The organism is Glaesserella australis (assembly GCF_003260095.1).
Taxonomy (GTDB): domain Bacteria; phylum Pseudomonadota; class Gammaproteobacteria; order Enterobacterales; family Pasteurellaceae; genus Glaesserella; species Glaesserella australis.
Genome location: NZ_PTPX01000010.1, coordinates 35,880 through 49,293 on the forward strand (window position 1 = coordinate 35,880; position 13,414 = coordinate 49,293).

Annotated in this window: 14 protein-coding genes and 1 riboswitch; of the genes, 4 read left to right on the top strand and 10 right to left on the bottom strand. The window is 40.7% G+C overall.

Annotated features, from left to right (window positions below; genetic code table 11):
• Positions 1 to 22: 22 nt before the first annotated feature.
• The 10 genes from C5N92_RS05030 to moaA form a co-directional block, all read right to left on the bottom strand.
• Positions 23 to 691 carry a hypothetical protein gene (locus C5N92_RS05030; RefSeq protein WP_111749768.1) on the bottom strand — a complete coding sequence of 223 codons (669 nt, stop codon included), beginning with the start codon at positions 689 to 691 and terminating at the stop codon, positions 23 to 25.
• 85 nt (positions 692 to 776) lie between these two features.
• Positions 777 to 1,787, bottom strand: a complete 1,011-nt coding sequence (gene mglC, locus C5N92_RS05035; RefSeq protein ID WP_111749769.1) for a galactose/methyl galactoside ABC transporter permease MglC — start codon at positions 1,785 to 1,787, stop codon at positions 777 to 779.
• Between the two features lie 14 nt (positions 1,788 to 1,801).
• A complete protein-coding gene (mglA, locus tag C5N92_RS05040; RefSeq protein WP_111749770.1) occupies positions 1,802 to 3,319 on the bottom strand; it encodes a galactose/methyl galactoside ABC transporter ATP-binding protein MglA in 1,518 nt (505 codons plus the stop codon).
• Between the two features lie 54 nt (positions 3,320 to 3,373).
• On the bottom strand, positions 3,374 to 4,366 hold the full coding sequence (gene mglB, locus C5N92_RS05045) for a galactose/glucose ABC transporter substrate-binding protein MglB (RefSeq protein WP_111749771.1): 993 nt from the start codon (positions 4,364 to 4,366) through the stop codon (positions 3,374 to 3,376).
• Positions 4,367 to 4,493: 127 nt separating this feature from the next.
• Positions 4,494 to 6,323, bottom strand: coding sequence for a GNAT family N-acetyltransferase (locus C5N92_RS05050; RefSeq protein WP_111749772.1), 1,830 nt, complete (start codon positions 6,321 to 6,323; stop codon positions 4,494 to 4,496).
• Positions 6,323 to 6,811 (bottom strand): rRNA maturation RNase YbeY, encoded by a 489-nt coding sequence (gene ybeY, locus C5N92_RS05055; protein WP_111749773.1) that lies wholly within the window; start codon positions 6,809 to 6,811, stop codon positions 6,323 to 6,325. Before ybeY ends, C5N92_RS05050 begins: the two co-directional genes overlap by 1 nt.
• Before the next feature lie 32 nt (positions 6,812 to 6,843).
• Positions 6,844 to 7,296, bottom strand: a complete 453-nt coding sequence (gene moaE / locus C5N92_RS05060) for a molybdopterin synthase catalytic subunit MoaE (protein ID WP_111749774.1) — start codon at positions 7,294 to 7,296, stop codon at positions 6,844 to 6,846.
• Positions 7,297 to 7,542: a molybdopterin synthase sulfur carrier subunit gene (moaD, locus tag C5N92_RS05065; RefSeq protein WP_111749775.1), complete on the bottom strand. Its 246-nt coding sequence runs from the start codon at positions 7,540 to 7,542 to the stop codon at positions 7,297 to 7,299.
• A 9-nt stretch (positions 7,543 to 7,551) separates the two neighbouring features.
• Positions 7,552 to 8,034, bottom strand: coding sequence for a cyclic pyranopterin monophosphate synthase MoaC (gene moaC, locus C5N92_RS05070; RefSeq protein ID WP_111749776.1), 483 nt, complete (start codon positions 8,032 to 8,034; stop codon positions 7,552 to 7,554).
• A 113-nt stretch (positions 8,035 to 8,147) separates the two neighbouring features.
• Positions 8,148 to 9,167 carry a GTP 3',8-cyclase MoaA gene (gene moaA / locus C5N92_RS05075; protein WP_111749777.1) on the bottom strand — a complete coding sequence of 340 codons (1,020 nt, stop codon included), beginning with the start codon at positions 9,165 to 9,167 and terminating at the stop codon, positions 8,148 to 8,150.
• Positions 9,156 to 9,301: riboswitch (molybdenum cofactor riboswitch) on the bottom strand. (Overlaps the previous gene by 12 nt.)
• Before the next feature lie 169 nt (positions 9,302 to 9,470).
• Between moaA and C5N92_RS05080 the strand changes: the two genes are divergently transcribed.
• The 4 genes from C5N92_RS05080 (at position 9,471) to C5N92_RS05095 (ending at position 13,359) form a co-directional block, all read left to right on the top strand.
• Positions 9,471 to 10,097, top strand: coding sequence for a cytolethal distending toxin subunit A/C (locus C5N92_RS05080; RefSeq protein WP_111749778.1), 627 nt, complete (start codon positions 9,471 to 9,473; stop codon positions 10,095 to 10,097).
• Between the two features lie 8 nt (positions 10,098 to 10,105).
• Positions 10,106 to 10,939: a cytolethal distending toxin subunit B family protein gene (locus C5N92_RS05085; RefSeq protein WP_111749779.1), complete on the top strand. Its 834-nt coding sequence runs from the start codon at positions 10,106 to 10,108 to the stop codon at positions 10,937 to 10,939.
• 9 nt (positions 10,940 to 10,948) lie between these two features.
• A complete protein-coding gene (locus tag C5N92_RS05090; RefSeq protein ID WP_111749780.1) occupies positions 10,949 to 11,476 on the top strand; it encodes an RICIN domain-containing protein in 528 nt (175 codons plus the stop codon).
• A gap of 155 nt (positions 11,477 to 11,631) precedes the next feature.
• Complete coding sequence (locus C5N92_RS05095; protein WP_111749781.1) at positions 11,632 to 13,359, top strand: LuxR C-terminal-related transcriptional regulator; 1,728 nt, start codon at positions 11,632 to 11,634, stop codon at positions 13,357 to 13,359.
• The last annotated feature ends 55 nt before the right edge of the window (positions 13,360 to 13,414 follow it).

A 13,414-nucleotide genomic window follows, 5' to 3' on the forward strand; every position in this document is an offset into this window, starting at 1 on the left:
GTAATATAGTCGGAATAATTTTTTAAGATAATCTATTTGAAAATAGGTATTTCTGGATATTAGGACCTTCTGATAAAAAGTCATTTAATGTTGTAAAAATACAACCGGTCTGTTTGACTAGATATTCTGCATTTATCGGGATAAACGCAGAACCGTGTACATCAGCTAATCCATTGCCTTGTTTATTATTTAATTTGATTTTTTCAAAGAGAAATTCTTTATTATTTTTTAAGAAGTTGATGAGATCATCTTTTCTAATTATTAATATTTTATTTAGATTACTATCATCTTTGTGTATAACACTTCCATTATAAAAGAAAATGATCAAGGCATCTAAATAGCCATTTTGGAAAATCTTGCCTGGTTTTGTTGTCTTGACATTAAATTTCTTATCAAAGTTTTCGATAAATCGTAGGTTTGCATCATACTTGTAGATTGGCTTATTTTGATTTAGATAACCTGCCTGACCTAGGCTATCTGATTTATAGGCTGAAATAATATCTAGCCTGTAGTCACCATAACGATCAAAATTTTTTGAAAACTGGACATCAATTTTAAAATCGTTTTCTGTTTTTATGTCTACATCAGTTATAGATTCTAAATTATTTAGAAAACATTTAATGCCTATCTGATTGAATAAATCACAAGCAAGCTGCTCAATTCTTTTTGTGTCTTGTTCATAGTAACTCATATTCTGACCTAGCCTTTATCTAAATTAAAAGGGCTGAATTCGATATAATGATTGAAATCAGCCCTTAAAGTAATCAATGAATTATTTATTTTTTCTTCGCATATTTGAGCGAGTCAATCGCTACCGCAAAGATGATAATGCTACCTTTGATGATGTATTGCCAGTATGGGTTTACGCCGATATAGGTTAAGCCGTAGTTAATAACGGTGAAGATTAATACCCCAGTTACTACACCGATAACTGTACCCACACCACCTGCGAAAGACACACCACCCACCACGCAAGCGGCAATCGCATCTAACTCATACATAAAGCCTAAGTTGTTAGTTGCACTACCGATACGACCTGCTTCTAACATACCACCGAATGCGTAAAAGATACCAGCGATCATATAGATAACCACAAGGTTACGCGCCACGTTTACGCCTGATACTTTCGCAGCTTCTGGGTTACCACCGATAGCGAAGATATTTTTACCAAAGCGAGTTTTGTTCCACATAATCCAGACTAGGATAGAAGCAATTGCTGCGTAAATAGTGATATAGGATAGTCTAAAGGTGCCGATTTGGAAGAAACCTTGTGCAAAGGTAGAGAAGCTTTCATTAAAGCCTGCAATCGGTGATGAACCTACCGCATCATAGTAGAGCGAGTTGATACCGTAGACGATAATCATCGTACCCATTGTCGCAATAAACGGCGTTACGTTTAGATAAGCAATGACCAAACCATTTACCAAACCGATAACCGCACCGATAGCACAAACGGTTAAAATTACCACTGGAATAGGAATTTCGCCTAAATTTGGGAACACACGGTTCATATTATCCATTGCTTGTAGCATTGTCGCTGCCACAACCGCCGCTAAACCAACTTGGCGACCTGCAGATAAGTCCGTCCCTTGTGAGACAAGTAAACCAGCTACCCCTAATGCGATGATCAAGCGGACAGATGATTGGGTTAAAATGTTACTAAAGTTACGTAAGCTCAAGAAGCTCGGATCTTGAGCGATGATGATGATTAATAAAACTAATAATACGAAGTAAATCGCATTTTGTTTAAGAAAATCTAATGATTTAGTTTGAGTGAGACTAGACATAATTCACTTCCTTTTTATAAATATTTCGCAGCAAGTTGCAAAATTTCTTCTTGTGAAGTTTTTGCTGTTTCAACAATACCTGCAACTTTACCATTACTCATGACTAAAATACGGTCTGTAACCCCAAGTAATTCAGGCATTTCCGATGAAATCATAATGATCCCTTTATCTTTTTGAGCAAGTTGCATAATGAGCTGATAAATCTCATATTTTGCACCAATATCGATACCACGAGTTGGCTCATCAAGCATCAAAATCTCTGGTTGGGTTAATAACCAACGTCCGATAACCACTTTTTGTTGGTTACCACCAGAGAGCGAACCAATATTGGTTTTATGGGATGGTGTTTTTACATTCATTGAATCAATAACCCACTGTGTATCGCTTTTCATTTTGGTACTACTGAGTAAGCCAAAAGAGCCGAGATAAGATTTCATATTTGAAATCAACGAGTTAAATTCAATGCTTAAATTTGCATAGATACCTGTTGAACGGCGCTCTTCGGTTACAAGGGCAAAACCGTTATTAATCGCTTCTAAAGCGGTACGATTTGCCATTTCTTTTCCATGTAACTTCACAGAGCCTTCTTTGCGTTCACGTACGCCAAAGATTGTTTCAACAATATCGGTACGTTTTGCTCCTACTAAACCTGCAATACCTAAAATTTCACCTTTGCGTAATTCAAAGTTAATATCTTGAATAGAAGGTTGATTTTTTGCCGTGAGATTTTTCACTTCTAAAATCACTTCTTTCGGTGTATTCGTTTTTGGTGGGAAACGTTGTGTTAACTCACGTCCAACCATCATAGAGACAATGCCATCCATCGTCGTTTCTTTAACAGGAACAGTATTGATCCATTTACCATCACGCAAGATAGTAATTTCATCACAAATTTTGAAAATTTCGTCCATTTTGTGTGAAATATAGATAATTCCACAACCACGATTTTTCAGTTTTTCAATAATTTTGAATAAATGTTCAACTTCTTTTTCCGAGAGAGAAGAGGTCGGTTCATCCATAATCACGATTTTGGCATTGTAAGAGAACGCTTTAGCAATTTCGATCATCTGCATTTGTGATACAGATAAATTTGCCACTTTCTCTTTCGGATCGATGTTGATGTCTAACTCATCAAAGATCGCTTTAGTATCTCGATACATCTTTGCATGATCGACAAAAAATCCTTTCAGTGGATAACGACCAAGCCAAAGGTTATCCATCACATTACGTTGACGGACAAGGTTTAATTCTTGGTGAACCATTGAAATTCCATTCTCTAAGGCTTCTTTAGAGGTTTTGAAATTAACCGGTTTATTTAAAAAGAGAATTTCACCTTCATCTTTAGCATAAATACCAAATAAGCATTTTAGTAAAGTTGATTTACCAGCACCATTTTCGCCCATTAATGCATGTACAGAATGGGAGCGAACGGTCAAATTAGCGTTATCTAATGCTTTTACACCGGGAAAGGATTTACTGACATTCTTCATCGTAAGAAGAATTTCGCTGTGTTGCGGAGTGTGTTCTGTCATATCCAACCTCATATAAAATAGGGGAGGTTTCCCTCCCCACACTACAACAAATTATTATTTTAAGAATTCAGAAAGGTTATCTTTATCCACGCCGACATAAGGAATACGTAATACTTTCTCTTTCAATTCCCATTTAGTACCTTCAGCAGGTGCTTTTTCAGCAGCTAGGTTTTTAGAAAGATGAACTACTGCTTTACCTTGGTTCACACCGTCATTTAATACAGTACCAGCAATTTCACCTTTTTGGATTAATTGAAGCACTTCAGGTAATGCATCTACACCAAAGATAGGTAATTTTTTACCGTGTGCTTTTGCCGCTTCTAATGCACCCATTGCCATGCCATCGTTATTTGCGATAACCACTTCAATGCTATTTGCTTTTGAGCTTGATAACCATGCATCTACTTTATCTTTTGCAAGTGCTGCATCCCACATACCTGTGTCAACAAAGAGTTCTTCTGTCTGAACACCTAGTTTGTTTAATTGTTCAACAGAGTATTTGGTACGTGCTTCAGCATCTGGGTGACCTGGTTCACCTTTTAACATCACGTATTGGATTTTACCGTCTTTGTTTAAGTCATAAGCCGGGTTTGCTTTCCAGTGTTTCGCAATTAATTCACCTTGGATTACGCCAGACTCTTGTGGGTTTGTACCAACATAGTATGCTTTGTCATAGCTACCAATAGCTTTATCACCTGGATCTTTGTTAAAGAATACAACAGGAATACCTTCAGGTTTTGCTTTACCAATAATGGTTGGAGCTGCAGAAGGGTCTACTAAGTTGATTGCTAACGCTTTAACGCCTTTTGAAATTAATACATCAACTTGGTCGTTTTGGATTGATTGTGCATTTTGTGAGTCATTCATTAATAAATCAACGCCACCCACTGCTTTAGCTTCTTTTTCAATCTCTTGGCGCATTAATGACATAAAGTTGTCATCATATTTATAGATTGTTACACCAATGCGATCTGCCGCTTGTGCTGTTGATGCGATTGCACCTAAACCTACAGCTAATGCAACTGCACTTAATACTGTTTTTTTCATAATCAGCTCCTATCTGGATTTTTTTGGATTAAGTTTAAATTGTCACTTTGTGAGCAACTGACTGAAATTTTACTCCAAAAATAAGCAAAAGAATGTGATCGCATTCACAAAATCGCAAACGATTACTTTAATGAACTTTGTGTAAGTCTAAGTTTTGAACAATCTGACGAAGTTGTTGAATCCAAGCCTTTTGATGTGTAGTAGATTTATCCAATGGCGTTGTAAAAATGTCTCTTAATAAATTTAGTTCTTTTGGGTACATAAAATAAAGGCGCTTTAGGCTAACGTAACAGGCTATAAAAGTACGTTGAGTATGAGCAAAACCATGGAGATTGTTTAGATCTTGCTGATCTAGTGATAATTCTCCTTCATTATTTTGGAATAAGGGATAATCTCGTTGAAATTGTTTATGTGCTTTTTCTACAAAAGTTCTGCCTGGTATCGATGTTGGGTAGAGCATCATCGCACTAGGATAACCACTACTAGCTTCAGCCGTTGGAGTAATTTGAACAAGTTTAAATCCACAAGATTGCCAAAAATGTAATAATTCTTTAGACATGCCAAAACTTACAGATACAAAATCTACAAGCGGTGAGATTTGCAAAATAATTTGCGAAACTAACCGCTTGCCGTAGCCTTGTTGCTGATATTCAGGCTGTACTGCAATTCGTGAAATCCGCACCGATTTTAATAGACAGGCTTCGGGTAAATTCCCTTGAAAACAGAGATATTGCGCCACCAAACTCCCTTGCGGACGACGCTCACCACGCCAAATCGCTTGGGTTAATTCGTTATCTAATTCGCCTTCATTTACTCCCCACGCTCCAGCAATCAATTGATTTCCTTCGGTAATATCAAAATAGTGCTGATTAGGTGCATCAAACAGACGACGTAAATCTGTCGGCGTGGTTTTATAATGGGCTTGAGCAAGAAGTTGATAAAATGCAATGCGCCAATCTTGCTCCCCCTGCTTGCGGGGGGAGCTGCCGAAGGCTGAGAGGGGGAGATCTTCTAATAACAATAACTTACTAACAAAGGTTTCAAGCAAATCATTCTCCCCCCACCTTAACGGCTTACTCAATTCCCACTGCTTTGTAGAGCGACTTAATCTCGGCAAAAATTTGAGACAAAAACCATGCCCTGTGCCTTCGTAATTTTGGGTCGTGGTAGTCAATACTACTTTCTCAAAATAGTCACAAAAGTGTTGCAACATCGGCAAAGGCAAACTTGCGGCTTCATCAATAAACAGCCATTGTTTTGGGGAGATATTCTGCTGTTCGATCATCTGGATTAAGCGATCAGGAGAAAAAAACGTGACATTGTCGCTTTTTATCCCTTTCCAAAAATTAGGTAGGGCAGAGTGGCTTCTCGCTGTAATTAATACAGAAGCTGTCTTAGAAATCTGTTCGGCTAATTTGCCCGATAAAGTCGATTTCCCACGCCCACGGGGTGCAAGAATAAAATGAATATCTGCAGGATCAAGCGGTAGGTTATTAAAGATATTTTGCATTTGTAGGGTGGGTCTTGACCCACCATTTAAATCCAAATCGATAGGTGATGGGTCAAGACCCATCCTACGATTTTTCATTTGCAAAAAGCCAAACTGCTCAACCAATCCTTTAAAATAACGATAAAAATTCGGTGTCGCTATTGGTTGTTGAGCATTCCAACGTAATGCATCAAAATCCAACTGCTGTTCTAGGTTTTCCCATTCAGGACAAAGCAAATAGAGCGTGCCATTTTCTTGAATCGTCCCAGCCACAATCGCAAATGCATCCAAATTAAAACAAATGCCGCCCTTTGCCCGCATATCGTAAATCGTATAGGGGAACTCTTGACCGAGTAATGTTTTAGCATTAGAAAATGGAATGGCGACAGTTTGATTGGGGAGATAAATCCCCCCACAAGACAAATGATTTACTTCAGGAAAGTGGTCGATGATAGCGAGATGACGCATTATTCTTCAATTGTTTTTTCGGCAAGATAAGGATCTTCAAACCCCAACGCTTGCATAATTTCTGTTTCCAAACTTTCCATTTCTTCCGCTTCTTCATCGGTTAAATGGTCGTAGCCGAGAAGATGCAAAGTGCCGTGAATGGCGAGATGTGCCCAATGGGCTTCAAGCGGTTTTTGCTGTTCTTCCGCTTCTTTTTCAACAACTTGACGACAAATAATCAAATCGCCCAACAGCGGTAATTCAATCCCTTCAGGCACTTCAAAGGGGAAAGAAAGCACGTTGGTCGGTTTATCTTTGCCACGATAAGTTAAGTTTAAATCGTGACTTTCCGCTTCATCGACAATCCGAATGGTGATTTCAGTTTCAGGGTAATCCGCTGTTTTGGCTTCCATTGATAAGGCTTTATCCACCCAGTGCTGAAATTGGGTTTCTGTTGGTAAACCTTCGCTGTTTTCGCTAGCAATTTGTAAATCGATATATAAATTCATTTTGCAAAAAATTCCTTAAATCAGACCGCTTGTTACCACTTATCTGCTGCTTGTTGATCGCTTTCACGCCCTTCAATCCAACGCTCACCTTGGTTTGTGGTTTCACGTTTCCAAAAAGGTGCTTTGGTTTTGAGGTAGTCCATAATAAATTCATTGGCGTGGTAGGCATTGCCACGATGAGCCGAGCTAACGCCGACCAACACGATTTCATCGCCGGTGTAAAGTTGTCCGATACGGTGGATTACCGCCACACGTTGCAATTCCCAACGGCTACGGGCTTCATCAACAATCTCTTGCAACGCTTTTTCGGTCATTGCAGGGTAGTGTTCCAAATATAAACCCGATACGCTATCGCCCAAATTCATTTCACGCACCTTTCCGACAAATAAGGTCGTGGCTCCAACGGAATGCTGTTCGCTCAACCATTGGTAGATCGCATTTTGATCGAAGGGATCTTGCTGAACTCGAATTAACGTCTGCTGCATTTAGCCCCCAGTCACAGGCGGAAAGAACGCCACTTCATCGCCGTCTTTGATTTCGGCGGATAATGGCGAAATGGTTTGGTTAATCGCAACCAACAATTTTCCTGCTTGCAAGGCTAACGCCCATTTGTCGCCACGTTCGGACAGATGTTGGCGAAGTTGCTCTGCGGTCGCAAATTCTGCCTTTATCTCTAAACTATCTACGCCCACTAATTCACGGGTTTGGGCGAAAAAGAGTACTTTAATCATTCATTTTCCTTATTTTGAAACGATAAAATCGCCCGATTTCCCACCGCTTTTGCTTAACAAACGCACCTGTTCAATCACCATATCTTTCTGCACCGCTTTACACATATCGTAAATTGTCAGTGCCGCCACGCTTGCTGCCGTCAAGGCTTCCATTTCCACGCCTGTTTTACCCGAGAGTTTACACAGGCTTTCAATACGGACTTGGTTTGTTTCAGGCAAGGCTTCAAGCTGCACTTCCACTTTGGAAAGCAGTAACGGGTGGCAAAGCGGAATAAGCTCCCAAGTGCATTTCGCCGCTTGAATACCGGCGATACGAGCAGTGGCAAATACATCGCCTTTGTGGTGATTGCCCGAAATAATCATTTGCAGGGTTTCAGGGTTCATTCTAACAAAGGCTTCGGCACGTGCTTCGCGAACGGTATCTTGTTTCGCAGAAACATCGACCATATTGGCTTCGCCGTTTTGGTTTATGTGGGTGAAGGTGTTGTTCATTGTGTTCTCTGTTTGAAATATAATCAGATGTAGGGACACACTGCGTGTGTCCGTTAAATATCATCTTTACGCAAAATTAGATTGGGCGGACACACGCAGTGTGTCCCTACGGATTAGCCCCCAATCGACGCCAAATTATTCCTTACCCCACTATCCCCAATATGTAAATAGTGATGTTCGCGCTTGCCTTGCAGGGCGGATTTTAATCTGGTTTCTAACTGGAGTTGCTGTTCGTCCGATTGCAATAAATCTCGTATATCAATGCCTTCTTCGCCGAATAGGCACAAATGCAATTTGCCTAACGCCGAGATACGCAAGCGGTTACAACTTGAGCAAAAATTCTTCTCATAAGGCATAATCAAGCCGATTTCCCCCTGATAATCAGGGTGGGCTAACACTTTCGCTGGGCCGTCTGACATCGCTTTGGGTTGCAACTGCCAACCTTCTTTGGTTAAACGATCCAAAATTGTCTGCCCTGAAAGATGTTGCTGTTGGAAAAAGCTATCCATCTCGCCCGTTTCCATCAGTTCAATAAACCGCATTTGAATAGGACGATCTTTAATCCAACGCAGAAAATCGTCCAAGCCTTTGGCGGTGTACTGTTTCATCAGAACCGCATTCACTTTGACTTTTTTATAGCCGATTTCAAAGGCTCGGTCGATTCCGTTTAAGATCGTGCCGAGTTTATTTTCCCCTGTAATCAGCTGAAATTGACGTGGGTCAAGGCTATCCACGCTCACATTTAGGTTCGTAATCCCAGCTTGTTGCCAAAGTGCCACATCTCGCTCCATACGATAACCGTTGGTGGTTAAAGCCACTTGGCGAATACCTGCTGTTTGCGACAGGGTATGAGCAATTTCCAAAAAATCCTTGCGTAATGTTGGTTCACCGCCCGTAATACGAATTTTTTCCGTGCCAAGATTGGCAAAAGCTCTGGCAACACGTTGAATTTCATCGACTTTTAGAAAGGTTTGCTTGTGCGACGGTGGTTGATAACCATCGGGCAAGCAATAGTTACAACGAAAGTTACAGACATCGGTAATCGACAGCCGTAAATAAGTGTATTGACGCTGAAAACGGTCGACCAAACTTTGCTCGAACTCGTTCCCAACATTCTTAATCGGGATTTGCATTTGACACCTTTCTAAGCGTGAGAGGATAGCCGATTTCTCTGCTATCCCTGTGTAATCTTGCGTAATTAATCGATTACAGGCACAGTTTCCATATCGTCCGACTTAGGAAAACAGGCTAGGGGTCCAAAAATAAAAAGATTGTAGTGATGAACTGAAAATTAAGCAAGATTAAGCGGTATGATTGTTTAATTTAAATTCATTTCAGATATATATTAATCATAAATTTACTTTTTTGTAAATTTTATTGACTTAAATTGACATTTGAACATAAATTATTCGTTTTTAGTTATTAAGGAGATAGCAATGAAAAAGCGAATTCAACTTATTTTACTCACGCTTTCTATCATCCCTCTTACCAGTTGTCATTTTGAGAAATCTGATCAAGAACTGTTTGAAGAAACACTCAATCCAACGCCGCCAACCATACAGCAAACGAAACCGAGGCTGTTATTATTAAGTTCAGGTATGCCTGAGTTTAAGGATTTTATCAGCATTATGGGGCAAAATGGAGCAGTGATCACGATGTGGTCGGTAGATCGTCGTAGTTGGCTTTGGATGTACCCGCCGTTGAGTTCACAAGATTTTGGAAAACTTCGCAACTGGCGGATTGAACGCAGTTTCCGTCAAGAGCATTTTCGCTTTACTAATCAGCAGATGGGATCTTGTATGCAAGCCTATGGCAATGGCGTTATTCAAGATAGCTGCGATCCGAATAATCTCGATCAAGACTTTGAGCTACTGCCGACATCAACGGGGGCGGTTTTCATTAAAAGCGTCTCGCAACAGCGTTGTTTAACCTACAATGCGGTCAGTACCACAGGCTATTTTACGCTCACCTTAGATCGTTGTGATGATAAAAAAATTACGCCGTTGCACGATCAAACCTTTTATCTCACACCGCCGTTGCTCAATGCAAGTCCGTTAAAATAGGGGGAAAAATGAAACGATTTCATAAAATAATCGCACTACTTTGCTGTTTCGCTTCCCAAATGGCTTGGGCAAATTTAGAAAATTACACCGTTGCCACTTGGAATTTGCAAGGATCTTCTGCGATTAATGAGAGCAAATGGAACATCAACGTCCGTCAATTGCTTACAGGCCCTCAAGCTGCAGGAATTTTAATGGTGCAAGAAGCAGGGACATTGCCTGCTACAGCGGTACATACTCGCCGAATGGTTCAGCCTGAAGGGGTGGGCTTTCCGATTGATGAATACATTTGGAATTTAGGTACGACTTCCAGACCGAATAATGTCTATATCTACTATTCTCGCCTTGACGTTGGGGCAAATCGGGTCAATTTAGCCATTATTGCACGCCGAATGGCAAGCGAAGTGTTTGTGATCAACTCGGGTTCTAGTGTACTCACCTCGCGCCCTGCGATTGGCATTCGGATCGACAACGATGCCTTTTTCAGCATTCACGCGCTTTCATCAGGTGGGGCGGATTCCCTAAGTCTTATTCAGAATATCCATACATTCTTTAATACGCCAGAGAGACGGCATATTAGCTGGATGGCTGTGGGGGATTTCAATCGTTCACCGGGCAGAATGCAAGAGGCATTAGACAGCGAAGCGAGTTTGCGTAATGCCACTTTGATTGTCGCCCCGACCGAGCCGACACACCGTTCGGGCAGTGTATTAGATTATGCTGTGTTGCATAATGCCGATCAAACGACACAAAATACCACCGTCAGTGCCAGTATTATGTTTAACCAAATGAGATCGCAGATTACCTCCGATCATTTTCCTGTGAGCTTTGTGAAGAAACGTTAAGGGGGATCTATGTTAAAGCGTTTTACCTTGCTTATAGCAATTGGCTTTTGTTCGTCTGTGTTGGCTACACCGCCGATACCACCAGCACCGACCCCAACGCCATCAAGCTATCCTGATGTAGCTGAAATTAAACCGCCGATTATTTCATTACGCAGTCTGAATACAGGGGAACCTGTCTCAAATCGTAGTTACGACCGCAATGATCCAAAAGAAGTGCAGTGGAGATTGGTCGATGCTATCGTAAAAAATCGTCGCTTTGTACAGTTTAGAGTGATTGATAAAGAAGATCGTTGTTTGGTGGGCGAAGACGGGGGTAATTTGCCCTGCACACAAATTGAAACCTTGTTTAATCTTATTCCCACAGACACAGGGGCATTTATTCTTACCGAGCCAAACAGCGGAAAATGTTTCACTAGCGAGAACTACGGCAGTTATGGCTATCAAAACTGCTTACAAACAGGTACGGAGAATATCCCGTTAAAACATCTGTGGATTATCGCCCCACCGTTTGGACAAAGTAAACTGTTATCAAATTAGGGAGCAAGGGGCGAATGCCCCTTTTTACTGGTTCGCAAGCGGTATGATTGTTCAAATTAAATCCACTATTCCAAATATCATTTTTAGACTTTGATACATATCAAGGCTTTTATGATGCTTTCTGCTAGGCTAGGCAACTTGTCAGTGGGGGAGAAATGGATAGCAGAACAAGCTGGTCTTGTCTTGTGGATACACAAGCGGTGGTTTTAGAGTGGGAAGATACAACAGGGGCGGAGTATTTGGCTTCCTTTGTGGAGGTGGTGCGTTATGCTCAGGCGTTGATCTATTCAAAGCGAGATAGCCTGACTTTTTTCTATTATAAACAAGAGATTAGCTTATGGTTTAAGGTGAGTTTGCAACGTCATAAGCAACATTTTACCCTGTTGCAAGTTACCCAAACGGATTTGCCTTTTGAATTAAGCCACCGAGAATTAGAGATTTTAACCTTAATTAGCAGTGGGTTGAGCAATGGGGAAATTGCCGAACAGCTTTATATCAGCGAACGCACCGTTGCCAAACACGTTCAACATCTTTTTGAAAAAACGGCAATTGAGAACCGCACTATTTTAGCAGTCTTTGCTGTGACGGAAAATCTCTGCTGTCTGCCTACACCGGGGTGTTTAACCCATTCCATTCTTGCCAGTTATGAGATTGAGCAACTAGCTAAAAAGCGTGACAATTTCACGAAAATAAATCCATTTTCTATTAAACACCAGCATACTAAGCCGATTACTATTGGTATTCCTTATGTTGAACAGGGCATTGGATTGATTGATACCCAAGAACTACTTAACGGCTCAATGTTAGCGGTCGAAACCATTAATCAGCAAGGGGGAATTAATGGGCGAGAGCTTCAGCTAGAAACTGCTGGCTTTTGTGTGGAAGACCGTGAAAGTATTCGCCAAGCCTATCAACAGCTCTTTGATAAAGAAGTTGATGCAATTTCAACCAACTACGCTTGTTACTCCCCTGAAATTCACGAGTTAGTGGCGATGCAAGGCATTCCTTATTTGCATATTGCTACCCACAGCACCACCAATAAACTGGCGCAACATCTGCCCTTAGAAAAAATAGAGAATATCTTTCAAGTCTGTGCTAGTGATGTCAATTACGGTTTGGGGATAATGCGTTTTCTGCAAAGTTATCAACAACAGTATCCTACGTTGGTGAAAAATAAGCAGTTGTTGATCTTCAATGTCAAATGGCAAAAAATTGATATTGGGGTCGAGCAGTTGATCTTGGCGGCAAGGGCATTGAAATGGTCGGTAGAAGTCGTTGAATTGGAAAAATCTGATCAGACATTCAGCTATGCAATGAAACAGGTTCATCAACTGATGCCTGAAATTGTAGTGCTGGCTTCTTATTTTGCGGAAGATATTTTAGCTTTTCACCAAGCATTTCTTCAGCAACCGATTAACGCCATTATTTATAGCATTTATGCACCGTCTGTTTTATTGCCCCACCAACAACTGTGCGAAGGTGTTGTTTGGGCTTCTACCACAGGGTTAAGTACCAACCACGTTGGGCAACAATTTCGCCAACAATATCAACAACTTTTCGGACATCAGCCAAGTTATTCTCAAGCGAGTGTGGCTTATGATCAAGTGCATATTTTGGCAAATACTTGGCAACACAGCACATCGCCACGAGCCTTTAAAGAAGTGTTAAATGGCATTCGCTCTTTGATTTATCACGGCGTGAATGGCACTTACTATCTCGGCAATGATGAACAAGTTGGCTTAACCTATCCCGATAACACAACAGATCTCTCCATTAGCCAACCGCACTTGGTGTTCCAAATTCAACAAGGCAAAAACACCGTTATCGCCCCGAATTTATTTGCCGAAGCAAAATTTAAATTACCGCCGTGGTTTAGGTTTTAAGAAAGTTACATTTCATTTACAAATCCCACTATTTTTTCGCGAATTCCTTTCTCTA